General features: G+C 73.1%; 18 protein-coding genes. 4 read left to right on the top strand and 14 right to left on the bottom strand.

Annotation, left to right across the window (positions count from 1 at the left end):
* The first annotated feature begins 158 nt into the window (after positions 1-158).
* Complete coding sequence (locus IG64_RS29425; protein WP_234438651.1) at positions 159-911, top strand: FadR/GntR family transcriptional regulator; 753 nt, start codon at positions 159-161, stop codon at positions 909-911.
* A gap of 96 nt (positions 912-1,007) precedes the next feature.
* Here IG64_RS29425 and IG64_RS29430 read toward each other — a convergent pair whose 3' ends face one another.
* From IG64_RS29430 to IG64_RS29455, 6 genes are all read right to left on the bottom strand, one after another.
* On the bottom strand, positions 1,008-4,028 hold the full coding sequence (locus IG64_RS29430; protein ID WP_037861678.1) for an alpha-mannosidase: 3,021 nt from the start codon (positions 4,026-4,028) through the stop codon (positions 1,008-1,010).
* A 47-nt stretch (positions 4,029-4,075) separates the two neighbouring features.
* Positions 4,076-6,139, bottom strand: coding sequence for an endo-beta-N-acetylglucosaminidase (locus tag IG64_RS29435; protein ID WP_037861682.1), 2,064 nt, complete (start codon positions 6,137-6,139; stop codon positions 4,076-4,078).
* A complete protein-coding gene (locus IG64_RS29440; RefSeq protein ID WP_107474391.1) occupies positions 6,136-7,392 on the bottom strand; it encodes a glycoside hydrolase 5 family protein in 1,257 nt (418 codons plus the stop codon). Before IG64_RS29440 ends, IG64_RS29435 begins: the two co-directional genes overlap by 4 nt.
* Positions 7,393-7,486: 94 nt before the next feature.
* Positions 7,487-8,389 carry a carbohydrate ABC transporter permease gene (locus tag IG64_RS29445; protein ID WP_037861684.1) on the bottom strand — a complete coding sequence of 301 codons (903 nt, stop codon included), beginning with the start codon at positions 8,387-8,389 and terminating at the stop codon, positions 7,487-7,489.
* Entirely contained in the window at positions 8,386-9,342 is a 957-nt protein-coding gene (locus IG64_RS29450) for a carbohydrate ABC transporter permease (protein ID WP_037861685.1), read from the bottom strand. Before IG64_RS29450 ends, IG64_RS29445 begins: the two co-directional genes overlap by 4 nt.
* 6 nt (positions 9,343-9,348) lie before the next feature.
* A complete protein-coding gene (locus tag IG64_RS29455; RefSeq protein ID WP_037861686.1) occupies positions 9,349-10,641 on the bottom strand; it encodes an ABC transporter substrate-binding protein in 1,293 nt (430 codons plus the stop codon).
* 220 nt (positions 10,642-10,861) lie between these two features.
* Here IG64_RS29455 and IG64_RS29460 point away from each other — a divergent pair, with 220 nt between their 5' ends.
* The gene (locus IG64_RS29460; protein WP_037861688.1) at positions 10,862-11,908 is read left to right on the top strand and encodes a LacI family DNA-binding transcriptional regulator; all 1,047 of its coding nucleotides are present in this window, start codon (positions 10,862-10,864) and stop codon (positions 11,906-11,908) included.
* Positions 11,909-12,265: 357 nt separating this feature from the next.
* On the opposite strand, the gene IG64_RS29465 is transcribed toward IG64_RS29460, so the two are convergent.
* The 3 genes from IG64_RS29465 to IG64_RS29475 form a co-directional block, all read right to left on the bottom strand.
* A complete protein-coding gene (locus tag IG64_RS29465; RefSeq protein ID WP_037861689.1) occupies positions 12,266-13,483 on the bottom strand; it encodes an SPFH domain-containing protein in 1,218 nt (405 codons plus the stop codon).
* A 12-nt stretch (positions 13,484-13,495) separates the two neighbouring features.
* The gene (locus IG64_RS29470) at positions 13,496-13,747 is read right to left on the bottom strand and encodes a hypothetical protein (protein ID WP_037861690.1); all 252 of its coding nucleotides are present in this window, start codon (positions 13,745-13,747) and stop codon (positions 13,496-13,498) included.
* 257 nt (positions 13,748-14,004) lie between these two features.
* Positions 14,005-16,389, bottom strand: a complete 2,385-nt coding sequence (locus IG64_RS29475) for an alpha-L-fucosidase (RefSeq protein WP_037861693.1) — start codon at positions 16,387-16,389, stop codon at positions 14,005-14,007.
* A gap of 195 nt (positions 16,390-16,584) precedes the next feature.
* On the opposite strand from IG64_RS29475, the gene IG64_RS29480 reads away from it, so the two are divergent.
* On the top strand, positions 16,585-17,928 hold the full coding sequence (locus IG64_RS29480; RefSeq protein ID WP_037861696.1) for an amidase: 1,344 nt from the start codon (positions 16,585-16,587) through the stop codon (positions 17,926-17,928).
* A gap of 60 nt (positions 17,929-17,988) precedes the next feature.
* On the opposite strand, the gene IG64_RS29485 is transcribed toward IG64_RS29480, so the two are convergent.
* Positions 17,989-18,384, bottom strand: coding sequence for an iron chaperone (locus IG64_RS29485; RefSeq protein WP_107474393.1), 396 nt, complete (start codon positions 18,382-18,384; stop codon positions 17,989-17,991).
* Positions 18,385-18,597: 213 nt separating this feature from the next.
* On the bottom strand, positions 18,598-18,771 hold the full coding sequence (locus tag IG64_RS40745) for a hypothetical protein (protein ID WP_107474392.1): 174 nt from the start codon (positions 18,769-18,771) through the stop codon (positions 18,598-18,600).
* Between the two features lie 435 nt (positions 18,772-19,206).
* Here IG64_RS40745 and IG64_RS29490 point away from each other — a divergent pair, with 435 nt between their 5' ends.
* Complete coding sequence (locus IG64_RS29490) at positions 19,207-19,749, top strand: hypothetical protein (protein WP_037861698.1); 543 nt, start codon at positions 19,207-19,209, stop codon at positions 19,747-19,749.
* Between the two features lie 28 nt (positions 19,750-19,777).
* Here the strand turns inward: IG64_RS29490 and IG64_RS29495 are convergent, their stop codons facing one another.
* The 3 genes from IG64_RS29495 to IG64_RS29505 all read right to left on the bottom strand — a co-directional run bounded on the left by IG64_RS29495 (position 19,778) and on the right by IG64_RS29505 (position 25,273).
* Positions 19,778-21,277, bottom strand: coding sequence for an SDR family NAD(P)-dependent oxidoreductase (locus IG64_RS29495; RefSeq protein ID WP_037861699.1), 1,500 nt, complete (start codon positions 21,275-21,277; stop codon positions 19,778-19,780).
* A gap of 129 nt (positions 21,278-21,406) precedes the next feature.
* Complete coding sequence (locus IG64_RS29500; protein WP_037861700.1) at positions 21,407-22,792, bottom strand: wax ester/triacylglycerol synthase family O-acyltransferase; 1,386 nt, start codon at positions 22,790-22,792, stop codon at positions 21,407-21,409.
* A gap of 156 nt (positions 22,793-22,948) precedes the next feature.
* Complete coding sequence (locus IG64_RS29505; protein ID WP_037861702.1) at positions 22,949-25,273, bottom strand: GH92 family glycosyl hydrolase; 2,325 nt, start codon at positions 25,271-25,273, stop codon at positions 22,949-22,951.
* Positions 25,274-25,281: the final 8 nt, after the last annotated feature.

The following is a 25,281-nucleotide window of genomic DNA, read 5'->3' on the forward strand; positions in this document are numbered from 1 at the left end:
ATCGAGCGAGATCGAGCAGTTGCCCGCATACTTATCAGACCACTTGGCGCGCACAACACCCTCCGGAGCCAGGTTTTCGCGCCGCTCGGCCATAGTGGTCGGACCACCTCGGTGATTAGACTGCGGCGCACGGCGACAGGAGGAGTGGCGTGGACGAGATGCCGACCGGCCCGGCAGGGCAGACGGAGACGGAGAGCGCCGTGAGTGCCTCACCGGCCGGTGCCGGGCCGAAGGGCACGGTGACACAGCGCGCCATCGACCAGGTCAAGGCGATGATCGCGGAGGGCCGGCTGGAGCCGGGCCAGCGGCTGCCCACCGAACGCGACCTGGCGGCCGGACTGGGCATCTCCCGCAGTTCGATGCGCGAGGCGATCCGCGCGCTGACCGTGCTCGGCGTGCTGGAGGCCCGGCACGGTTCCGGCATCTACGTCACCCAGCTGGAGGCCGGGGACCTGCTGGAGACGTTCGGTGTCGTCGCCGACCTGACCCGCGGCCCGCGCCTGGTCGAACTGCTGGAGGTGCGCCGGGTCCTGGAGTCGACGGCGACCGCGCTGGCGGCGGCCCGGATCACCCCGGAGCGGCTGGCCGAGGTCGGGAGACACCTGACGGCGATGAACGCCACCGACGACCCGGAGGAGATCCTCGCCCACGACCTCGCTTTCCACCGGGAGATCGCGGGGGCGGCGGGCAACGAGACGATGGCCGCCATCCTGGACGGCCTGTCCTCGCGCACCTTCCGCGCCCGGGTCTGGCGCGGCTACCAGGAGGAGGGCGCCTTCGCCCGCACCCGCCGCGAACACGCCGCGATCTTCCGGGCGTTGACCGCCCACGACCCGGAAGCGGCCCGCGCGGCGGCGGCGGCCCACGTCGGCGAGGTCGAGGAATGGCTGCGTACGCAGACGGGTCAGTAGGGGCCGCGGCCAAGTGGGGCGGGACGGCTGCGTCCGCACGTGAAACAGCGCGGGGCGGCCCGGCGAGTGATCGCCGGGCCGCCCCGCGCGGCAGGCTCAGGCGCGCCGCAGCCGCAGCGTCACCAGCTCGAAGGGGCGCAGCCGTACCGCCACCCGCTCACCGTCGCGCTCCACGGGCGCCGCGTCGGCCAGGGGACGCTCCAGCAGGTCCGTGACGGTCGCGTCGGCGACCTCGAACCCGGCCGTCAGCGTGGCGCGGGCCCGGCCGCCGTGGGCCTCGTGGAAGCGGACGACCACGTCACCGCTGCCGTCGTCGGCCAGCTTCACCGCGGTCACGACGACCGCGTCGTCGTCGACGCCCACCAGCGGCGCGACCTCGCCGGCGCCGGTCAGCCGCCGCTCGGGGACGTTGATCCGCCAGCCCTCGCGCACCGCGTCGGAGATCTCCGCGCCGGGTACCAGGGCGTGCCGGAAGCGGTGGACGCCCTGGTCGGTCTCCGGGTCGGGGAAGCGCGGCGCGCGCAGCAGCGACACGCGGACGGTGGTGGTCGTGCCCAGGTCGCCGTCGGTGCGGACGGCGCGGGTCACGTCATGTCCGTACGTCGAGTCGTTGACGAGCGCGACGCCCCAGCCGGGCTCGGCGACGTGCACGAACCGGTGGTTGCAGGCCTCGAACTTGGCCGCCTCCCACGAGGTGTTGGTGTGGGTGGGCCGGTGGAAGTGCCCGAACTGCGTCTCCGACGCGTACCGTTCGGCGTGCACGTCCAGCGGGAAGGCCAGCTTGAGGAACTTCTCCGTCTCGTGCCAGTCGACCTCCGTGTCCACGACGAGCCGCCGCTCGTCCGCCGCCAGCGACAGGACCTGGGTGACGCGGGAGGAGCCGAAGGAGCGGACGATCCGCACCGAGGTGCCGTCCTCGCCGGCCGTGACCGAGTCCGCGTCCGTCAGGTCGGTGACGGTGTTGCGGTAGAACTCGTCGACGTCCCAGGCGTCCCACATGTTGGGGAAGTCGGGGTGCAGCTGGAGGAGGTTCGCGGCCCGGCCGGGGGCGACGGTCTCGCGGTCGGCCGCGATGTCGTAGACCGAGACGACCAGACCGCGTCCGTCGATCTCGACGCGCAGCAGGCCGTTGTCCAGGACGTGGCCGCCGCCCGCGCGCGGGGTGAGCCGGGTCGTGCCCCGGACGGCCGGGGCGGCGGCGCCGCCCGCCGGGACACCGGCACGGGCGTGCGGGGCCGCGTTGAAGACGAGCGGGGTGCCGCCCTCGCCCGCCAGCGCCCGCTGCGCGCCCTCGATGATCCGGTCCAGCTCGGCGGCGACCCGTTCGTAGGTCGCGCGTGCCTCGCGGTGCACCCAGGCGATGGACGAGCCGGGCAGGATGTCGTGGAACTGGTGCAGCAGCACCGTCTTCCAGATCCGGTCCAGGTCCTCGTAGGGGTAGGGGAACCCGGCGCGCACGGCGGCCGTCGCCGCCCACAGCTCGGCCTCGCGCAGCAGGTGCTCGCTGCGCCGGTTGCCCTGCTTGGTCTTGGCCTGGCTGGTGAGCGTGGCGCGGTGCAGCTCCAGGTACAGCTCGCCGACCCAGACGGGCGGTTCGGGGTACTCGGCCTCGGCCTTGTCGAAGAACGCCTCGGGGGTCTCCCACACGACCTGCGCGGAGCCTTCGAGGTCGCGCAGCCGGGCGGCCTTGGCCACCATCTCGCGGGTCGTGCCACCGCCGCCGTCGCCCCAGCCGGTCGGCGCCAGCGAGTGCCGGGCGACGCCCTTGTCCTTGAAGTTGCGGGCCGCGTGGGCGATCTCGCTGCCCTTCATGGAGCAGTTGTAGGTGTCGACGGGCGGGAAGTGCGTGAAGATGCGGGTGCCGTCGATGCCCTCCCACTGGAAGGTGTGGTGCGGGAACTTGTTCGTCTGCGACCAGGAGATCTTCTGCGTCAGCAGCCGCTTGGAGCCGGCCGCCTTGATGATCTGCGGCAGGCCCGCGGCGAAGCCGAAGGTGTCGGGCAGCCAGGCCTCGTCGTTCTCGACGCCGAACTCGTCGAGGAAGAACCGCTTGCCGTGCACGAACTGACGGGCCATGGCCTCCGAGCCGGGCATGTTGGTGTCGGACTCCACCCACATGCCGCCGGCCGGCACGAACCGCCCGTCCGCCACGGCCTTCTTCACCCGCGCCCACACCTCGGGCCGGTGCTCCTTGATCCACGCCCACTGCTGCGCCTGGGACATGGCGAAGACGAAGTCGGGCTCGTCTTCCAGCAGGGCGGTCATGTTGGACGTCGTACGGGCCACCTTGCGCACGGTCTCGCGCAGCGGCCACAGCCAGGCCGAGTCGATGTGCGCGTGCCCGACCGCGCTGATGCGGTGCGCGGAGGGCACGGCGGGCGCGGCCAGGACGCCGGTGAGCTGGGCGCGGGCCCGCTCGGCGGTGCCGTTGACGTCCTGGAGGTCCACCAGGTCCAGCGCCCGGTCCACGGCGCGCAGGATCTCGTAGCGGCGCTGGGAGTCGGCGGGCAGCTCGGCCATCAGCTCGCCGAGCACCTCCAGGTCGATGACGAGCTGCCAGACCGTCTCGTCGAAGACGGCGAGGTCCATCCGGGTCAGCGTGTACTGCGGGTCGCTGCCCGCGGTCTCCTTGTCGCCGAGCCGGGTGGGCAGGAAGGGGTGGTAGTCGAGGATGACGGGGTTGGAGGCGGCCTCGACGTGCAGGCGCACCTCCTCGCCGCCCTCGACGGGGGCGCCGATCCTGACCCACTGGTTGCGCGGGTTGAGGCCCTTCACCGGGGTGCCGTCGGGGCGGTAGACCAGGCCCTCGCACTGGAAGCCGGGCATGTTCTCGTCGAAGCCGAGGTCGAGCAGGGCCTCGACGGTCTTGCCGGCCCACGCCTGTGGCACGGTGCCGGTCACCCGGAACCAGCTGGTGCCCCACGGAGCACCCCAGCGGGTGCCCACCTCGATCGGCTCGGGCGCGGCGGCCAGTCCCTCGGCCACCGGCACGGGCTCCCCGGGCGCGTGCCACACGGCCACGTCCAGCGGGACGGACTCGGGGTACACGGCGGGGCGGATGCGCTCGTCGAGAACGCGCTTGAGGCGGGCTTCGACCAGGCTGCGGTCGTCATGCATGCGGGATGCTCCGTAGGTCGTACGTCAGCGGGTGGATCGGCGGGTGGTTACCAGGGGTGGGCGACGGTGGCGGCGGCCGAGGAGGTGTACAGCTCCCCCACCGCCCGTACCTCGAACCGTACGGTCCGCTCGCCCGGGGCGGGAGTGAGGCCGGCGGCGAAGTAGGCCCGCTGGCCGGTGGCGCCGAGGAAGCGGCGGCCGCCGCCGGGCAGGACGCGGTGCACGGTGTAGTGGCGGACCGTGCCCGGTGCCCGGTGGTGCCAGGCCAGGCGGAGGTCACCGCCCGCGGCGGCGGTGACGCGGGCCCGGGCCGGGGCGGTGGGGGTGGCGGTCTTCTCGCGGACGGCGAGGGCGCCGAGCCGCCAGCGCACCGGGCCTCCGCCGGTGGCGGTCAGCCGCACCCCGAGCGCGTGCACGGTGCCGGACAGGCCGGTGAGCCGCACGGCCGTGGTCCGCCAGCCGTCGCCGCTCGCGGCCGGCAGCGGGAGGTACGTGTACGGCGGCGCGGCTCCGGCCGCGTCCGGCTCCGCGGTCGCCACGGCCAGCTCGACCCGTACGTCGCCCGCGTCCGCGCGGTGGGTGAGTTCGACGACGGTGTTGCGGCCGAGCGGCAGCCGCGTCGCGTACAGGTCGAGGACGGCGGGCCTGTCGAGCGCGCCGTCCACCAGGACGCTGCTGCCGCCGTGCCAGGCGTCCGCGAAGTCGAAGGAGACGGCGGGCCGCTGTCCGTCGGTGCGCACGCTCCAGCGGCGGGAGGGCAGCCGGTCCTGGAGGCCGAGGTGGTTCCAGGGGGCGTCGGAGGTGATCTCGCCCCGCTCGTACCAGCGCAGTCCGTGGCCGGTGTTGAAGGCGGAGGCGAACGGCAGGGAGGTGACCGTGGACCGGTCGGCCACGGACACGGCGGGCGCCCGCCAGGTGTCCGCGGGGTCGGGCCGGGACGGGTCGAGGGAGCGTCCGGTCCAGAACCGGTCGTCGGCGGCGTGGAACTGCTCCGGGGTGTGCCCGGCGGGCAGGTGGTTGCGGGTCCACTCGGGGCGGTAGAGGCCGAGGGAGGTGGTGTGCGCCGCGCCCGCGGGCACGATGGCGTCCCAGTCGACGGAGGTGCCGGAGCCGCCCGACTCCACGTCGACACCGGCCCACAGCTCGTAGCGGCTGCGGCCGAGCCGCTCGGCCCTGCGTCCGGAGGAGGCGAGCGAGTCCGGGCTCCAGCGGAAGTCGACGAACATGTCGTCGGCGGCCTGGAACAGCGGCTGGTTCTGATCGTCGAGCGCGCCCTGCCAGCTCACCGAGCCGGTGACGGTCATCGCGTCGTACCAGGTGACCCGCTGTCCCTCGGCGGCGGCGAGCTGTCTCAGCTCGCTCACGAAGCCGAGCATGGCGGCACCGAGCGCGCTGTCGCCGCCGCCGGTCTCGGCGTTGACGAACCAGCCGTCGAAGCCGTACGCCGCCGCGACCGCCACGAGCTGGGAGGCGAGCGGGTAGTGCCCGGCCGCGTCCTTCTGGACCAGGTCGCGGGTCCACTGGAGCTGTCCGCCGTAGGCGGCGGGCGGCAGGAAGACGTTGCCGAGGACGGGGACGCCGTGCCGGTGGGCCGCGTCCACGATCGGCGCGTTGGGGGCGAGGATCAGGCCCTCGCCGGACGAGCCGCCCCAGAAGACCAGTTCGTCCAGGTACGCCCAGTGGGTGAGGGCGTAGTAGTCGGCGGTGGCCGAGCCCTGGGAGGGGTTGCCCGCGGTGGGGCCGAAGGAGACCAGGGACTGGATCCGGGCCTGTCCGCCGCGGGCGGTGGTGTTCGCCGGTACGGGGGTGAAGCGGGGGGCGAGCGGGACGGAGGCGGCGTTGAAGGCGAGGTCGGTGTCGGTGGCGGCGCGCCAGGCCTTCAGGCTGCGCCAGGTGATGCCGGCGCCCGGGCTGCCGGCGGGCAGCGAGTCGGGGTACCAGTAGGAGGCGTACGGCTGGAGGGACGCGGCGGCGCCGGGGGCGGCACCGGTGTGCGGCGCGGCCTGGGCGGACGGTGCGGTCAGCGCCGGCAGGAACGCGGATGCCGCGCCTGCCAGCAGGACGGTGCGCCGGGCGGGACGGCCGGCGCGTCGGACGGGGTGCGTGCTCACGAGCGGGTGCCTCCGGGTGGATTGGGGAGTACCTGGTCGGGCGTGACGACGTGGGTGATGCCGCGGGCGGTCAGGTGGTCCTGGTCGGCCGCGCGGGTGTCGAGGACGGTGGCGGGGCGGGCGCCGTCGGCGGTGAGCCGGAAGAACGCCTCGAACACGTCACCGCCGGGCGCGCAGCGGGAGCGGGACGCCGGGTCGGCGGGGACGGTGAGCGCGGTGGTGCGCGGGGCCGGGGCGTAGGTGTGCTCGCGGGCGGCGCGGGCGAGGGTGCGGGCGATGTCCTTGGGCCGGCGGTCGTTGGTGAGCAGCCCGAGGCTGTACTCGAGTTCGGGGAAGTCGGCCAGCTCGCGGGAGACGTCGTGGGAGCACCACCAGGTGATGCCCCACAGGTCGGGGCAGTCCAGCGCGTTGGCGACGGTGGCCTCGGTGAAGGCGGCGGCGTGCTCGGCGGGGATCAGCGGGGCGGGGGCGCCGACCTCCTGGAGCCAGACCGGGCGGTGCGCGTCGCCGGCCCAGGCCTTGCTGAGTTCGATCAGGTAGGCGGCGTGGTGCTCGGCGGGCACGGAGGTGCGGCCGTGGCGCTGGGCGGTGCCGTTGAAGACCCAGGAGTGGACGGCGGTGAGGGCGCCGTGCCGGGCGGCCTGGGCGGGGGTGAACGGCATGTCGTCCTGGTACCAGGTGGCGTCGTACTCGGCGTGCAGGTGGAGCTTGCCGGGGGCGCCCTTCTCGCAGGCGGCGAGCATGCGCTCCAGCCAGGCGTCGATCTGCTCGGCGGTGGCCCGGTCGGGGTCGGGGTGGGGCCCGGCGGAGAACTGGTTGACCTCGTTGCCGAGGGTCATGCCGAGGAAGTTGGGGCGGTCGGCGAGGGCGGCGGCGAGGGTGCGCAGGTAGGCGGCCTGGCCGTCGAGGACCTCGGGGTCGGTGAACAGGTTGCGGCGGTGCCAGGTGCGGGTCCAGGCGGGCAGGAAGTCGAAGCTGGACAGGTGTCCTTGCAGGCCGTCCACGTTGACGTCGAGTCCGCGTTCGCCGGCCGCGTCGACGAGCCGGACCAGCTGTTCCACGGCGCGGGGGCGGATCAGGGCGCGGTCGGGCTGGAAGTAGGGCCACAGCGGGAAGACGCGGATGTGGTCCAGGCCGAGCGCGGCGATGGAGTCCAGGTCGGCGCGTACGGCGTCGAGGTCGAAGTCGAGCCAGTGGTGGAACCACCCCTGGCTCGGGGTGTAGTTGACGCCGAAGCGCACGGCAGAAGGCATGCGGGGGTCCTTGCGGGTGGGGGTGCGGTGTTCAGGCCTGGGAGCTGCGGTGGCACGGGGCTGGGGGGCGGCCCCCCGGCGGGGGCCGTGCCCGTCAGCCCTTGACGGCGCCCTCGCCGACCCCGCGGAAGAAGTAGCGCTGGAGGCAGGCGAAGAGGGCGATCAGCGGCGCCACGGCGATGACGGTGCCCGCGGCGACGAGCCGTTCGTCGTTGGCGAAGGTGCCGTGCAGGTAGTTGAGGCCGATGGTCAGGGTGAACCTGGACGGGTCGCTGAGCACGATCAGCGGCCACAGGAAGTCGTCCCAGGCGCCCATGAAGGCGAAGATCGCGACGACGGCGAGGGTGCCCTTCACCGACGGCAGCGCGATCCGCAGGAACCGCTGCCAGACGTTGGCACCGTCGACGTAGGCGGCCTCCTCGATCTCGTAGGGCAGGTTGAGGAAGGCGTTGCGCATCAGCAGCACGTTCAGGGAGGCGATGGCTCCGGGCAGCAGGACGCCGATGAGCGTGTTGTTCAGGCCCAGTTCCCGCATGGTCGTGAACTGGGCGATGATGATGCCCTCGGCGGGCACCAGCATGGCCAGCACGAAGACCAGGGTGGCCACCCTGCGGCCGCGGTAGCGCAGCCGGGCCAGGGCGTAGCCGGCCAGGGCGGAGCCGACGCAGTTGGTGACGACGTTGGCGGCGGCGACCTTGAGGGAGTTGAAGGCGTAGTCCCACACCGGGATCGTGTCGGCGACCCGCTCGTAGTTGTGCAGGGTGGGGTGGCCGGGCAGGAACTTCGGCGGGGAGCTGAAGATGTCCTCGGTGGGGCCCTTGAGCGAGGTGGACAGCTGCCACACGAACGGGCCGACGGTCAGGGCGAGGACGGCGAGCAGCAGCACGTAGCGCAGGACCAGTTCCCACACCCGGTGGCGGCGGCCGTTCTCGTCGGTGAAGCGGGGCTTGCGGGGGCGCGCCGGCGTCCTGCCGGCCGGGGTCTGCACGGTGCTCACGCGTCCTCCTTCCGGTCGGCGCGCAGAACGAGCAGCATGAGGATCACGGTGATGACGAAGACGACCAGGGAGATGGCGGAGGCGTAGCCGACGCGGCCGGTCAGGCCGGTGCCGGTGCGCTGGATGAGCATCACGAGGGTGGTGTCCTCGCCGGCCGGGCCGCCGCTGGGGCCGGCCATCAGGTACACCTCGGAGAACACCTTGAAGGCGGCGACCGAGGAGAGCGCGGCGACCAGGACCATGGTGGAGCGGACGGCGGGCACGGTGACGGTGAAGAAGCGGCGCACCGCGCCCGCGCCGTCCACGGCGGCGGCCTCGTGCAGTTCGCGGGGCACGTTGGCGAGCGCCGCGAGGTAGACGATCATGTAGTAGCCGAGGCCCTTCCACACCGTGACGGCCATGGCGCTGACCAGCAGCAGCCACTGGTCGCTGAGGAAGCCGACCTTGCCCAGCCCGACCGTCTCCAGGAGCGAGTTCACCAGGCCGCGCCCGTCCAGCATCCACACCCAGATCAGCCCGACCACGACGATCGAGGCGACGACCGGGGTGTAGAAGGCGGACCGGAAGAAGGTGATGCCCGGGATGTTCTTCTGCACCAGCAGGGCGAGCAGCAGCGGCAGGATCACCAGCGCCGGGACGACGCCGGCCATGTACAGCGTGCTGTTGCGCAGGCCGATCCAGAAGGCGTCGTCGTGCAGCAGCTCGCGGAAGTTGGCGAGGCCGACGAAGTGGCCCGGGAGCAGGGTGCGGCGGTCGGTGAAGGCGTTGATCACCGTGGAGACGAACGGGTACAGGATGAAGGCGCCGGTGACCAGCAGTCCAGGGGCTGCGAACAGCCAGGGGCTGGTGGGCAGTTGGCGTCGTACCCGGGTCGCCGGGCGGTCTCCGGCGCGGCGGCCGGGACGCCCGTCCGGGCGCGCGGCGGGCGCCCGGGAGACGGTCGAGGTGGACATGGTGCGTTATCCCTGCTGCTTCAGAAGCTGGTCACAGGCCTTGACAGCGTTGTCGAGGGCGTCCTTGGGGCTCTGCTTGCCCTGGAGCGCCTTGGCGACCTCGTTGCGCAGCGCCGTCTTCATCTGGTCGCTGAACTGCACGGGCGTGTAGTTGACCGCGGTCTTCAGGGACTTGGCGGCGGCGATGCGGACGCGGGTCTCGTCGGTGCCGTCCTCCTTGGTGAAGTACGGGTCGTTCAGCGAGCCGGCGGTGCTCGGGAAGATGGCGACCTTCTTGGCGAACGACATCTGGTGCTCGGCGTCGGTGACGAAGTGCGCGAAGGCGACCGCGGTGGGTGTGTTCTTGGTCTTGGCGTTCACCATCAGGCCCTGGACGTACATGTTGACGTGGCCGGTGCTGGTGATCTGGTCGGTGATGCCGATGTTCTTGTACAGGTTCGGCGCCTGCTTCTTGAAGTTGTCCAGGTCCAGGGCACTGCCCGGGTTCATGGCCACGGCACCGGTGAGGAACTTCTTGCCGGTCGACTCGGGGGTGGCGGTCAGCGCCTGCGGGTCGAGGGCCTTGGCGTCGTACAACTGCTTGTACTTGGTGAGGAGTTCGACGCCCTTGGCGTCGTTGAAGGCGAATCCGGTGCCTTCCTTGTTCGTGAGGGTCGAGCCGTAGCGGCCGAAGTCCTCGATGGTGGGCACGTTGGCGAGGGTGGCGACCTTGCCGCCGGACTTCTGCGCCAGCTGGAGGGCGTCCGTGAAGAGTTCGTCGTACGTCTTCGGCGGCTTCGCGGCGTCCAGGCCGGCCTGCTTGAAGAGCGCCTTGTTGTAGAACAGCGGGCCGGTGTTCAGGTACCAGGGGAAGGCGTACGTGCCGGGCAGCCCGGGGACCTGGTGGCTGGCCCAGGCGCCGGGCAGGTACTCGCCCTTGTACTTGGCGGCGGCCTTGTCGAGGTCCATCGCGAGGCCCGCCTTGGCGAGCGGCGCGACCAGGTCCGGGGCGACGTTGACGACGTCGGGCAGGGTGCCGCCGGCCGCGTCCGCGCTGATCTTGTCGGGGTAGCCCTCCGCGGGCTGGTCGACCCACTTGACGTGCGTGCCCGGGTACTTCTTCTCGAAGTCGCCGATCACGCCCTCGAAGTAGTCCTTGAAGTTGGCGCGCAGGTTCCAGGTCTGGAAGGTGATGTTGCCCTCGACCTTGCCGGAGGCGTCCGTCGAACCGGCGTCGTCGCCGCCGGAGCCACAGGCGCTCAACGGCAGGACGAGGGCGGTGATGGCTGCGGCGGCGAGTGCTCTGCGGGATATGGGCACGGTGACACGGCTCCCTTGCGGCGTCGGCGGCTGGTGTCGGCAGTGACGATGCATGCCGAGTTCGTGAAAAGTCAATGGATTCGGCCCTGCTAATGCAACCTCGGCCACATTAGTGCAGGTCAGGAGCGTATGGGAAGGGACTTGCCAGCGAGGACTAATGCGCTTTAGGGTGCTTCCACTCAAGCGCTTTAGTGATCACCGCTGAGAAATGAGGGGGACCATGCCGGCCAAGCGCTCCCCGGCGCGCCGTCCGACGATGAAGGACATCGCGCGCCGCGCCGGTGTCTCGGAGAGCGCCGTCTCCTTCGCGCTCAACGGCCGGCCCGGCGTCTCCGAGGTCACCCGTGACCGCGTCCGCCGGGTCGCCGAGCAACTGGGCTGGCGGCCCAGTACGGCGGCCCGCGCGCTGTCCGGGGAGGGCGTCGCCACCATCGGCTTCGTGCTGGCCCGGCCCGCCGACACGCTGGGCGTGGACTCCTTCTTCCTCCAACTGGTCTCCGGCATCCAGGAAGTGCTGGCCGAACGCCATCTCGGGCTGCTGTTCCAGGTGGTGGAGGACGTGCCCGACGAGTGCGACGTGTACCGCAGGTGGTGGGCCGAGCACCGGGTCGACGGCGTGCTCGTCGTGGACCCGCGCACCGACGACCCGCGCCCCGACCTGCTCGACGGACTGGGCCTGCCCGCCGTGGTGATCGGCGGCGCCCCCGACGAGCGGCACCCCGGCCTGTCCACGGTGTGGGCGGACGACGCGGGCGCGATGGCCTCGGTGGTGGACGGGCTGTACGGGCTGGGGCACCGGCGGATCACGCACATCGCGGGCCTGTCCGGCCTCGCCCACACCGAACGCCGGATCCGGACGCTGCGGGCCGAGGCCGAGCGGCGCGGGCTGACCGGCGTGCAGTCGGTGACCACCGACTACTCGGACGCCGAGGGCGCCGCCGTCACCCGCCGGGTGCTCGGCTCCCCCGCTCCCCCGACGGCGCTGATCTACGACAACGACGTGATGGCCCTGGCCGGTGTGGCCGCGGCGGGCGAACTCGGCTTCTCCGTCCCGGCGGACGTGTCGGTGGTGTCCTGGGAGGACTCGGCCCTGTGCCGCATGGTCAGGCCGTGGCTGTCCGCCCTGTCCCGCGACAGCATGGAGTTCGGCCGCACGGCGGCCCGGGAGCTGACCGCCCTGCTCGACGGCGGCCCGGCCCGCACGGTACGGGTCCCGGTTCCCCGGCTGATCGAACGGGAGAGCACGGGGGCGGCGCGGGACGCCTGAACGGCGTGGGAACTGCGCACAGAACGGGGGTCCGATCAGCGCGAGCCGGGCGCCCCTTTTGTTCGCAGCTCTTGAAGAGCGGCGGCGTCCGCCGAGGGGCGCCGGCCGAATGGCCGGGCCGGGAGCCGGGGCCGCAGCGGTGCGGGGCCGGCCCGGTGAGGCGCCCTCCCGGTCAGCGGCGCGGCGCCAGGTGCAGCCTGCCGGTCGTCACGACGGCGATGCTGACCGGCCTGGTCGTCGTCGTGGCGGCGCTCGGCGCCTCCATCTCCGTCCCCCGGCCCGGGGCGCCGAGGTCTCCTCCTGGACGCCCGCGGCCCGGCCTTCGGGGAGAAGGCCGGGCCGTTTGGTGTCCGCGTCTCAGGAGGTGCGCCGCTCCGGCGCGCCGCCCTCACCCGGGCGGCCGTCGCCGTCCGGCTTCGCCGCCGAGGGCCCCTGGAGTTCGAGCCGGCCGTCGCCCTGCTCCGCGCGGCCGCCGCTCGGGCGGTCTCCGCCGCCGTTGCCGTTCAGGTTCTGCCGGACCGAGTCGAGGATCGTCAGGCCCTGCGCGACCAGGCCGGCCGCGATCTCACCGAGCCCGTCCGCGCCGTTCAGGACGTTCACGTTGGCGCCGGCCAGACCGCCCGCGGCCTCCTTGACGATCTGCGGGAGCTGGTCGATCAGCATCCGGTCCAGGGCGACGCGGTCGTACGACGCGGCGGCCTCGGCCTGGATCTTCATCCGCTGCGCCTCGGCGGCGGCGAGGATCCTGACCCGCTCGGCCTCGGCCTCGGCGGGCTTGACGATCTCGGCGACCAGCTCCTGCTGGCGCAGCTTGGCCTGCCGCTGGGCCAGCTCGGTCTGGGCGGCCAGCACCTCCTGCTGGGCGTGCGCCCGCGCCAGCGGGCCGGCCTGGGCGGCGTGCGCCTGCGCCCGGTCGACCTCGGCGGAGTACTCCGCCTTCACCACGGCGGTCTGCCGGGCGTACTCGGCCTGCCGGCGCGCCGCCTCCTGCTCCGCCTCGGCGGCGGCCTGGTTGGCCTGCGCCTGGGCGATCTGCGCCTGGCGCTGGATGGCCGCCTTGTGCGGCGCGGACATGGCGTCGATGTATCCGGTGTCGCCGTCGTCGATCGACTGGATCTGCAGCGAGTCCACGATCAGGCCGATCTTCGCCATCTCCGTCTTGGAGGTGTCCAGGACCTCGGCGGCGAGCTTCTGCCGCTCGGTGACGATCTCCTCGACCGTCATCGAGCCGATGATGGCACGCAGGTGACCGGCGAAGATCCGGCCGGTCAGGACGGACATCTGGTCCTGGTCGGAGAGGAAACGCTGGCCCGCGTTGATGATGCTCTCGGTGTCGTTGCCGACCTTGAAGGCGATGACGGCGCGCACGTGCAGCGCGATGCCCTGCTTGGTCACACAGGTCTCGACGACCTCGGACTCGCACATCGACAGGGTGAGGAAGCGGACCTTGCGGAAGACCGGGAGCACGAACTTGCCGTGCCCCGTCACCACCCGGAACGGCGCGCCCCCCAGTCCCCGCCTGCCGCCCGAGATCAGCATCGCCTCGTCGGGGGCGGGAACGCGGTAACCGAACATGGTTTGTTCTCCTTAGCCTGCGTCGGCCGCATCGTCGCGCAACCTGTCCAGGGGGTCGCCCCACTCGATGACGTCGACCTCACGGCATCCACGGGAGTCCACCACGAGGACCGTCGCACCGATCGGCAACGGTTCCTGCGACCAGGCGAGGAAGGTCTCGGATCCGCCTCTGACCCGCACCAGGATCTCGCCGGGACCGGCGGATCCGCGCGTGCCGATGAGAAGCTCCCCCGTGCAGCCGATCACGGCCTCGTCCTGCGCCATCGCCGACTACTTCCCCTCGTGCTCGTCCTGTCCTTCCGACCTTAGACCCACCCGGGCGAGCCGCCTACGCGTCGGACGCACCCGGGCGCCCCCGGCGGCGGGTCCGGCTCCTGACCGCCGGGGACCGCGGGCCCCGGCGGTCAGGAGGGCGGCTTCCCGGCCCGGGTCCGCGGGCGGTGCGGGCCGGACTCGCCGTGCCGAGGACCGGAGCGGGACGTGACGGAGGCGGAACCGGTCCGCCGCGGCCGTGGGCAGGCTCAGCCGTGCCACTCGATCTTGAAGACCCACGCGTACCGGCCTGCCCGGCGGGCGGCCTCGGGCACGTCGACGACGAGCGCGCCGCCGCGCACCGTCCACGTCAGCGGCCGGTCGTGACCGAGCATGGTGACCTTGTCGCCGGGGCGGATCGGCACCGGGGCCTCCACGGTGAGCTTCGCCCCGGGGCGGGCCAGCGAGTGGATGTAGAAGGCCTCGTCGGGGCGGACGGTGAAGCGCAGGTCGGCCCCGAGCTGGGCGGTACGCGACCAGTAGGTGGTGTCGTAGATCGCCTCGCCGTTGGTGCGCAGCCACTGGCCGGTCTCCCGCAGCCGGGTCTGCATGATCTCAGGGATGGTGCCGTCGGCGCGCGGGCCGATGTCCAGCAGGAAGTTGCCGTTCTTGGAGACGATGTCGACGAGGCTGTGCACGACCTCCTCCGCGGTCATGTAGGCGGCGTCCGGGGTGGCCCGGTTGTAGCCGTAGCTGAAGGGGTCGAGGCCGCGGCTGGCCTCCCACTTGGCGACGACGGTGTTGTCGTACGTCGTGTACTCGGGCGTGGTGAAGTCGTGGAAGGCGATGCCGGAGCGGTCGTTGACGGTGACGTCGGTGGGACGGGCGCGGTTCTTGGCGTGGTTGAAGTACTCGGCGAGCACGTCGAGGCTGTCGTTGGCGCCGCCGATGTCGCACCAGATGATCGCGGGGTCGTAGCCGTGGACCAGCTCCAGCATCTGCCGGGCCTGGTAGTCCTTCACGTAGTCCTTGCCCGCGGTGTAGCCGGTGTAGGGCACGGGCCGCAGGGTGTAGGGGTTGCGCGGGGCGTGGCCCGCCCAGGGGTTGTCGGGGTTGAACCACTCGGGCATCGAGAAGTACAGGCCGCGGTGGAGTCCGGGGGCGTACCGCCGGGAGGCCTCGAACAGCTCCCCGACCAGGTCCCGCCGCGGGCCCATCCGCACGGCGTTGCGGTCGGAGACCTTGGTGTCCCACAGGGCGAAGCCCTCGTGGTGCTTGGAGGTCAGCACGTGGTACTGGGCGCCGGCGTCGCGGAACAGCTCGACCCAGGACCGCGGGTCGAACTTCTCGGCGGTGAAGCGCGGGATGAAGTCGTCGTAGGCGAAGTCCTCGCCGTAGGTGTCCCGGTGGTGGGCGTACACCGCGTTGTTCGGGTCCTGGAGGTGGTTCCAGTACCACTCGGCGTACTGCTTGCCGACCGGGGACCAGGCGGGTACCGAGTAGACGCCCCAGTGGATGAAGATGCCGAACTTGGCGGACCGGAACCAGTACGGCGCCTGGTGGCGGGCGAGGGAGTCCTCGGTGGGCCGGTAGTCCGGGACGCCGAGGGTCAGCCGGCCGGTGCGGGCGGCCGCCCTGGTGCCCCGGCCGGTGACGCTGACCGTGCCGTCCCGGACGGTTCCGGACGCGGTCCCCGGGCGGTTGCGGATGCCGACGCGGACGCGGACCTCCTCGCCGGGGTCGAGCCGGCGGATGCGGGCGGGGGCGACGGTTCGGGCGCCGTCCACGTCGACCCGTACGGACAGCGCGTCGTCCGCGAGGAGGGCGACCGTGCCCGCGTTGACGACGGTGGCCTCGACGCTCTGCGCTCCGGACGCCTCCAGCAGCGAGGCGGTCGAGCGGGCGTCGCGCAGGACCAGCGCCCGGCCCTGGGCGACCGGTTGCAGGGTGAGGGCGAAGACGTGCAGGGCCGCCCGGCCCTCCTGGGCCGGGCCGGTCACCGGCAGGGTCAGCGCGACCGCCTCGCGGGCCGGGTCGAGCCACAGGTTCGCCGTGCCGATGCCGACCGGGTGGTCGTCCCTGGTCCCGTCGGGCCGGTAGCGGTAGGGGGCGGAGAGGGTGCCGCCCGCGCCGTACCAGTCGGCGCCGCCGAGCCCGGCGGTCGTGGTGGTCCCGTCCGCGTAGTGCACGGTGGCGGTGCCGGAGGCGTTCCCGTAGCTGCCCGCGGTCAGGAAGGCCGCCGACAGGTAGCGGCCCCTGGGCAGCTCGACGCGCTGGCCGCGGGCGACGACGTTGTTCGCCGCCCCGGCGGCCGCGGACGGGAAGCGGAAGGGGATGCCGTCGACCTCGGTCGGCCCGGCCGGGAGCGCCTCGCCGGGGAAGGTGTAGCCCGAGCCGTCGAAGTCGCCGCCCCGGGCGGCGGCGGTGTCGATGCCGTCGTTGTCGTACAGGGCCTCCAGCGGGACGGGCACCGGGTCGGGGACGGGCACCCACGGGTTCCCGGGGCCGTCCGCCCGGCCGCCGGGAGGCGCGCCGTCCGGCCCGCCGGCTGTCCCTGCGGCCTGTGCCCGCGTCGCCGCCGCGAGCGGCAGGGCCGCCGCCGCGGTGGCGCCCGCGGCGGCTCCCAGGACGTGACGTCTTGGATACGTACTCATGAGCAGCCTCCGATTCATCGGAGGTCTGATGATTGAACGGCCGTCATGGGCTGTCAATGGGGCGTACCGGCAAGAAAGTTGAGCTATTGATCGGATGATGCTGTCCGCCCTCTCGACGGAAGAGGCGGGCGCGGGCAGAGTTCGCCCTGCGTACCCGCGAGTACGAACCTGCCCGCCCCCTGCCGAGGAGCCCCCGTGACCAGCTGGGCCGGCCCGAGCGCCGCCGAGATCGCCGCCGCCGTACGCGAGAAGCGGGTCACCGCCCGTGAGGTGGTGGCCTCGCACCTGGCCCGCATCGAGCGGCTGGACGGCCGGATCGGCGCCTTCCGCACCGTCCGCGCCGAGGCCGCACTGGACGAGGCCGACGAGGTCGGCGCCCGCCCGGACCTGGCCGGGCTGCCCCTGGCGGGAGTGCCGGTGGCCGTCAAGGACAACCTGGCGGTGCGCGGCGAGTCCACCCGGAACGGGTCCGCGGCGACCTCGGACCTGCCGAACACCCGGGACCACGTCACCGTCGCCCGGCTGCGGGCGGCGGGCGCGGTCGTGGTGGGGCTGACCAACGTGCCCGAACTGTGTGTCTTCGGAACGACGGAGGGCGTGCACGGCACCGCCCGCAACCCGTGGGACACGGCGCGCTCCGCGGGCGGCTCGTCGGGCGGCAGCGCGGCCGCGGTCGCCGCCGGGATGGTGCCGCTGGCGCTCGGCAACGACGGCATGGGGTCACTGCGCATACCGGCGGCCACCTGCGGCCTGGTCACCGTCAAGCCCGGCCACGGCGTGGTCCCGGCCGGCATCGGCGACGGCGACTGGTTCGGCATGTCGGAGAACGGGCCGCTGGCCACGACGGTGGCGGACGCACGGCTGATGCTCGCGGTCCTGGCGGACACCGGGGCGGCGGCCGCCGCGGACCCGTCCGCGCTGTCGGTCGCCGTCTCGGTGCGCTCTCCCCTGCGCGGGGTGGCGGTCGGCAGACCGTACGCCGCGGCCGTCCGGGAGGCGGCACGGCTGCTGGCCGGGGCGGGCCACCGGGTACGGCGAGCCGATCCGCCCTATCCGGCGTCGACCGGGTTCACCGCGCTGCGGCACTGGAGCGCCGGTACGGCCGTGGACGCCGCGGACCTGGATCCGCGGCGGCTGACCCGGCGCACGAGGGTGCAGGCCGCCGTCGGACGGCGGTTCGTGAACGGGGTCCGGACGGGCGACGCCCGGGAGCGGCTGCGGGCCCGGCTGGAACCCTTCTTCGCCGAGCACGACGTGCTGCTGTGCCCGGCGCTGGCCCGCCGCTCCCCGCGGGCCGCGCCCTGGCACGAACGGGGCTGGCTGCGCAACGTCCTGGTCAACGGGGCCTGTTCGCCGATGACCGGGCCGTGGAACCTGACCGGCTGGCCCGCGGCGGTGGTGCCGTTCGGGACGCTGCCCTCCGGTGCCCCCTGCGCGGTGCAACTGGTGGGCCGCCCGGGCTCGGAGGGCGCCCTGCTGGACCTGGCGGAGCGGGTCGAGCGGCTGCGCCCGTGGCCGCGTACGGCCCCGCTCACGTGAGTTCCCGCCTCCCGGGCCCGGTCCGTCGTGACCGGCCGGACGCGAGCCGCCCGGTGCGGCTCAGCTCACCGCCTGCTTCACGAGGGCGGCGATCCGCGCCTCCACCTCGGGTGTCACCCCGGTCAGGGCGAAACCGGCGGCCCACATCGTGCCCTCGTCCAGGTTGGCCTGGTCGCTGAAGCCGAGCGTCGCGTAGCGCGCCTTGAACTTCTCCGCGCTCTGGAAGAAGCAGACGATCTTGCCGTCACGCGCGTAGGCGGGCATCCCGTACCAGAGCCTGGGGGCGAGGACCGGGGCGGCGGCCGTGACGACCGCGTGGACGCGCTCGGCCATGACGCGGTCCGAGTCCTGCATCTCGGCTATCTTGGCGAGCACGTCCCGTTCGGCCTCCGCCGCCTTGTCCGCGCGCGACCTGCGCCGTGCCTCCGCCTTCGTCTCCCGGGCGTGTTCCTTCATCGCGGCCCGTTCCTCGGCCGTGAAACCCTCGTACGCGGTGCTGTCGGTGGTGTCGGTGCTGCCCACGGGTCAGGCCCCCTCGGTGATCTTGGCTGTGGAGATCGTGGAGATCTCGCGGGGGACCCTATATCGGACGCAGCGGCCGGAAGGCATGTTTCGCCGGACCGGCCCGGCGGCGGGCCGGTCGCCCGGCCGGGCCGCCGCGCCGGAGGCTCAGTCGACGCTGGGAAGGATGTGCGGTTCGGCGAGGTCGTCCTCGTAGCCGGCCAGACGGATCGGGGCGGACCGCGCCCACACGTCGAGGCTGCCGAGGTCTCCGGGCCGCCGTCCCGAGCGCTCCGAGCGCTCCTGGGGGCCCTGGTCGCGATTCGTCTTCTCCGGTGTCACCGCGCACTCCTTATGTGTCGGTCACCCTCGGGGCGGTCACCGGCAGTCTGCGCTGCGGCACCTGACGCCCGCTCGGGTCTGGGTCGAAACAGGTCGGACGCGGTGGCGCCGGCAACTGAGGTCCGAGCGGGCCGTTGTGCACCGGCTCACCCCGGGGCGGACCGTGGGTGTGGTGGGAACCCTTTGGTGCTGTCCGCCTACTCCAGATTAACCAAATGAGCGGCCCCCTGCTCGATGGGGCTGCAAAGAGCAGGTAACTATCTGAAGTCAGGCGTGTTCATTGAGCCGTGTACAAGGTGATTTGTCACCTTGTGGAGCGGCGAGCGATTCACCCGTCCGGTCTACGTCACGCAGTTCAGTTCCCGTTGGCCGCGCCGCAAGGTCGCCGTGATCTGCTGACGTACCGCAACGGCCGTCCCGCGGGAGGACTGACGCATGGAGCTGCGCAGTGTCGAAGAGCTGATGGACCTGCTGTACGCCGGACGGGGTACAGCGGGACCGAGTACGGCGGGGCCGGTCACCGCAGGACCGGGTGCCGTGGGGCGGGGCACCGCCGCGCCGGACCGGCCCCGGCGCCGTGCCGATCCCCACGAGCACGCGCTGCGCACCGCCGCGCTGCTGCGCCGGCGCCGCCCTGCGGACAAGGAACTGCAGGTCGCGGGCCTGGTCCTGGGGATCGGCGCCCTGCTCGGTCCGGGCGGCGACGCCGGTCCGCAGGCCGCCGGCGTCCGCGCGGCCCGCGCCGCGGACGCGGTGCGCGGCCTGCTCGGTGAACGCGTCTTCCGGCTCGTGCGGCAACAGGCCGGCGGCCACGCCGCCCGCCCTCTGGACGAGGACGCCCTGACCCTGCGCCTCGCGGACGAGGAGGCCCGCACCCGCGGTGCCTGCGACACCGCGGGGGCCGGGGTCCTGGAGGACTGGCGCACCGTCCTTGAGCTGGTCGCGGCCCGCAACGCCCGTCTCGGCGCCGTCGACTGACGCGCCGTCAGGGATCAGCGGCGGCCGTTCACCACTTGCCCGGCGCGTAGTCCTTCAGGAAGACGCCGTACAGGTCCTCGCCCGCCTCACCGCGCACGATCGGGTCGTAGACGCGGGCGGCGCCGTCGACCAGGTCCAGCGGTGCGTGGAACCCCGCCTCGGCGAGGCGGACCTTGTCGGGGTGCGGGCGCTCGTCGGTGATCCAGCCGGTGTCGACGGCCGTCATCAGGATGCCGTCCTTCTCGAACATCTCCTGGGCGGCGGTGCGGGTGAGCATGTTCAGGGCGGCCTTGGCCATGTTGGTGTGCGGGTGGCCCGCGCCCTTGTAGCCGCGTTCGAAGACGCCCTCCATGGCGGAGACGTTCACGATGTAGGTGCGCCGGGCCGCCGCGGCGGCCATCGCCGGGCGCAGGCGGCTGATCAGGATGAACGGCGCGGTGGAGTTGCACAGCTGCACCTCGAGCAGCTCGACCGGCGTGACCTCGTCCACCGTCTGGATCCAGCTGTTGGTGTCGTGCAGGTCGGGCACCAGACCGCCCGCGTCGATGGCCGTGCCCGCGGCGATCCGCTCCAGTGAGGCGGAGCCGGAGACCAGGGCGAGGCCGGTGACGTCCTCGGCGGTGAGCGCGCCGGAGCCGGCCACCGGCAGGGCGGCGACCGCGCCGGAGCCGAAGGTGCCGATCACCTCGGCCGCGGGCAGCTCACCGGCGGGCAGCGGGGCCGACTCGGCGGCGACCAGCTCGCTGTAGGCCTGCGGGGAGCGCCGTACGGTCTGGGCCGCGTTGTTGATCAGGATGTCCAGCGGGCCCTCGGCGGCGACCGAGTCGGCGAGGGCGACCACCTGGGCGGGGTCGCGCAGGTCGATGCCGACGATCTTCAGCCGGTGGATCCACTCCGCGCTGTCGGGCTGGGCCTTGAAGCGGCGGACGGCGTCGTTGGGGAAGCGGGTGGTGACGGTGGTGTGCGCGCCGTCCCGCAGCAGCCTGAGCGCGATGTACATGCCGATCTTGGCCCGGCCGCCGGTGAGCAGGGCGCGCTTGCCGGTCAGGTCGGCGCGGGCGTCGCGGCGGGCGCGATTCTCGGCGGCGCACTTCTGGCACAGCTGGTGGTAGAAGTAGTCGACCTCGACGTAGCGCTGCTTGCAGACGTAGCAGGAGCGCGGGCGCCTGAGTATCCCCGCGATCTGGCCCTCGCCCGTCGCGGAGGACGGCAGGATGCCCTCGGTCTCGTCGTCGATGCGCTGCGCCGAGCCGGTGGCCGTGGCCTCCGTGACCGCCTTGTCGTGGGCGGTCTTGGCGGCCCGGCGCTCCTGGCGGCGGCGCTGCTTGACCATGCGGTAGATGTGCGAGGTGGCCCGGCGCACGGCGACGGCATCGGGGTGGTCGACCTCGATGCTGTCCAGCTCCCGCAGCACGTCGAGGCAGACGGCGAGGCGCTCCGGGTCGATGCCGGGCCCGTACGCGGCCTCCTCGCCGGGCGCGTACACGACCTCGTCCATGGTCGTGGAGCCCTCGTCTGTCACCGTCATCGCGCTGCCGCTTCCCTGGTCGTTCCTGCGGCGCTCCGACTCGCGACCGCTTTCGAACGGGGGATTTTACGGCAGCGCCGGGCGCTCCCGCCAAACGCGTGACGATCAAGGGCCCGCGGGGGCGGCGGGTCAGGGGCCGCAGACGGTGATGAGGGTCTCCACCTCCTCGGACAGGGCACGGGCCAGCCGGTTCAGGTCCGGTACCGCCTTGGCGTCGGCGACGAGGCCGTAGTGGACCTGGCCGCGGTAGGTGGAGACCGCGACGGCGAGGGACTGGCCGCGGGCGAGCGGCGCGAAGGGGTAGACGGCCGTGAGCGGGTGGCCGCCCAGGCGCAGTCCGAAGCCGGGCAGCGGGACGCTGGTGACCAGGATGTCGAACCAGAGCCGGGCGGCCTGGCCGACCAGGGGGCCGCCGAGCCGGTGGCCGAGGGCGGGCACGTGGTCGGCGAGCAGGGCGACGGCGCCGGCGCCCCGGTCGGGTCCGGCGTCCTTGTTGCGGTCCATCGCGGTGCGCACGGCGGCGAGGCGGCGCAGCGGGTCGGGGACGCCGACGGGCAGTTCCATCAGGTAGCCGGAGAGCCGGTTGCCCGGCGGCTGGGCGGTGCGCGGGCGGCGCCGGGAGACGGGGATCAGGGCGCGCGGGGCGATGCCGTCGCACGCTTCGCCCCGCTCCTCCAGCCAGCGGCGCAGGGCACCGGCGACGACCGCGATCAGGACGTCGTTGACGGTGCCGCCCACGGCCTTGCGCACCAGGTGCACGTCGTCGATGTCGACGACGACGCCGGCGGTGCGGCGGGTGCCGGTGGGTTCGGCGGTGAGGGCGGGTGTGGTGCGGGCGGCGAGGGTCGATCGCGCGACGCGGGCGCCGATGTCCAGGGCCCGTCCGACGTCGAAGAGCGCGCCGCGCAGGAGTCCGGGCAGGCTGCGTACGTCGGGCAGCGGACCGCGCGGCGGCTGTGCGGGCCTCGGGCGCCGCTCGGGCAGGTCGACCGGGTCGAGGACGGCGGCGGCCAGGGTGAGGGCGCGCAGCCCGTCGGCGAGGGCGTGGTGGAACTTGAACAGGACCGCGAAGCAGGTGCCGTCCTCGCCGGGCAGCACGTGGGCCTCCCACGGCGGCCGGTTGCGTTCCAGGGGGCGCTGCATGAGCCGTCCTGCGGCGGCGTGGAAGTCGGCGGCCGGGGTGTGCAGCCGCACGTGGTGGAGCGGGTCGAAGCAGGGGTCGGGTTCGCGGGCGGCGCCGCCGAAGCCGAGCGGCCGGCGCAGCCCGTCGGCGAGCGAGTGGCGCGGGCCGTCGGCGGAGGACTGCCGCGGGCCGAGGGGGCGCCACACGTCCCGGATGCGCAGCCGCAGCCCGGGGACGCCGGCGGCGCGGGCGGCGAGCAGGTCGGCCGCGTGCGCCCCGGCGGTGGACGAGGTGGCGGAGAAGATCCCGAGCGCGCCGAGGTGCATCGGGTGGTCGGCGGACTCGATGTTCCAGAACGCCAGGTCGAGGGGAGCGAGCAGGTCAGGGGTCAAGGCTTGCCTCCGTCGACGGTGGGTGAGTCTGCAGTCAACAGCCTGCGGCTGATTACGGTCAAGTACGATCAAGTTACGCACAGTTAACGTCAGATGAAGTCCCGCCCCGGTGGGCGGGGCGGGACACGGCGGTCGCGGGACGCGGAGCCCCGGGCGTCAGCCGAGTGCGGGCGGCGCCGCCTGCGCCGATGTGCCCCACGACGAGGGCCGCGGGCCCACGGTGTAGCTGAGCGTCCTGGTCCGGCGCAGGTCGCCGGCGGTCAGGTAGGTCCGCTCGTGGGTCACCCCGTCGGCGCTGACCGTCTGGGTGTAGCGGTTCTCCGAGGAGGTGCCGGGCGCCTTGATCGTGAGGGCGCCGCGGGGGTGGTAGCGGGGATCCAGCCGCAGGTCGACGCGGTCGAAGACCGGGGTGGACAGGCCCCAGGTGCCGTAGCCGGGCTGCACCGGGTAGAGGCCGATGGACGACAGCACGTCCCAGGCGGACATGGTGCCCAGGTCGTCGTTGCCGGTGATCCCGGTCGGTGCGTCGGTGAACAGGGTCAGCGCGGCGTGCACCACGTCGCTCGTCTTCCACGGCTGCCCCGTCGACAGGTAGGTGTACGGGGCGAGCAGGTCGGGCTCGTTGAGCGGGTTGTAGCGGTCGGTGTCGTAGTAGGCGTACGGGTCCTTGACCCACACCTCGCGGGCGGTGCGGGCGGGATCCGTGAGGAGCTGGTCGTAGGCGAAGAACTCGTCGAGCCGGTCGTTGGTGAGCCGCTTGCCGCCGATGAGGTCGATGACGCCGGGCAGGTCCTGGGGCACCAGCCACTGGTACTGCCAGGCCGTGCCCTCGTGGAAGCCCTCGCTCTGCGCCGGGCTCCACGGCCCGGCGAAGGCGCCGGAGGCGTCACGGGCCCGGAAGAAGCGCGTCGAGGGGTCGAACAGGTGGCGGTAGTTGCGGGAGCGGGCGGCCCACCGGGCGGCGTCCTCGCGGTGGCCGAGGGCCCGGGCCATCTGGGCGAGCACGGCGTCCGACAGGGCGTACTCCAGGGTCGCCGAGGCGCCGAAGGCGTAGTCCGAGTGACCGGCCTTGGCCGGCTCGTGCCCCTTGACGTAGGGGGCGAAGCCGCGGGTGATGTAGTCCTCGTTGGCGTCGCGGCCCACCGCGGGGGAGCCGGCGGGCGGGACGCCGTCGGCGTTCTTCTTCAGGGCCCGGTAGGCCCGCTCCTCGTAGCCCTTGAGCAGGCCCTGCTGGAAGGCGTCGGTCAGGAACGGGGTGACCGGGTCGCCGGTCATGATGTTCGTCTCGACCGTGCCGTAGCCCCACTTGGGCAGCCAGCCGCTCTCCTCGGCCACCCGGATCACGGAGACGGCCATGTCACGGGACTCGCGGGGCGCGAGCAGGGCGAGGAGCTGCGCCTGGGTGCGGTAGGTGTCCCACAGCGACCAGTTCTGGTAGTAGGTGAAGCCGTCGCTGCGGTGGACGCGCCGGTCCCAGCCGGTGTAGCGGCCGTCGGCGTCCTCGCCGACGTTGGGCGCGACGAAGGACCGGTACAGGGACGAGTAGAAGGTGCGCCGGCGGGTGGTGTCACCGCCGCCCACCCGCACGTCCGCCAGCCGCCTCTCCCAGGCCCGCCGGGCCGCCTCGCGCACGGCGGCGAAGGAACGGCCGCCCTCGGCACGCAGGTTGCCCGCCGCGCCGGCCGCGTCGACGTAGGACAGCGCGGTGGTCGCCTCCACCGTGCGGTCGTGGGTGGTGTCGAACCGGAGGTAGGCGCCGCCGTGCCCGGTCCGCGCGCCGGGGGTGACGGTGGTGCCGTCCCAGGTGCCGTACGCGGTGAAGGGCCGGTCGAAGCGGGTGATCGTGTGGACCGTGTACGGGAGGGTGTCCTTGCAGAAGCCGCGGCCGGTGATCGCGGTCCGCACGGTGCGCTCGTCCAGGATCTCCACCGACGAGGCGACCATCCGGTGCAGCGCCTGGCCCGCGTCGAGCAGGACGTTGGCCTTGCCGGTGGCCGGGAAGGTGTAGCGCTGGACGCCGGTCCTGGTCGTCGCGGTCAGTTCGGCCTCGATGCCGGAGTCCAGCGCGACGCGGTAGTAGCCGGGGCCCGCCCGCTCGTTCTCGTGGCGGAAGCCGGCCGCGTACTTCGCGTAGTCCGTCCGGGTGACGTCACCGGTGGTGGGCAGCACCGGCAGGTCGCCGCCGATGCGGCAGCCGACGCCGGAGAGGTGGACCAGGGAGAAGCCGCGGACGCGGCTGTGGGCGTAGTCGTAGCCGGTGCTGTGACCGGTGTCCGGCGAGAACTGCACCATGCCGAAGGGCACGGTCGCGCCGGGGAACGTGTTGCCTTCGTTCGCGGTGCCGATGAACGGGTTGACCAGATCGGTCAGCCGGGCGTCGCGGGGTGCCGCGGCCTGTGCGGGGACGGGGGCGGTGGACAGCGCGTACGCCGCCACCGCCGCCGCTCCCACGCACAGGCGCAGGCTCCGGGTCCAGCTCATGCAGGAAG

The sequence above is a fragment of the Streptomyces sp. NRRL S-340 genome (genome assembly GCF_000720185.1).
In the GTDB taxonomy this organism is placed as follows: domain Bacteria; phylum Actinomycetota; class Actinomycetes; order Streptomycetales; family Streptomycetaceae; genus Streptomyces.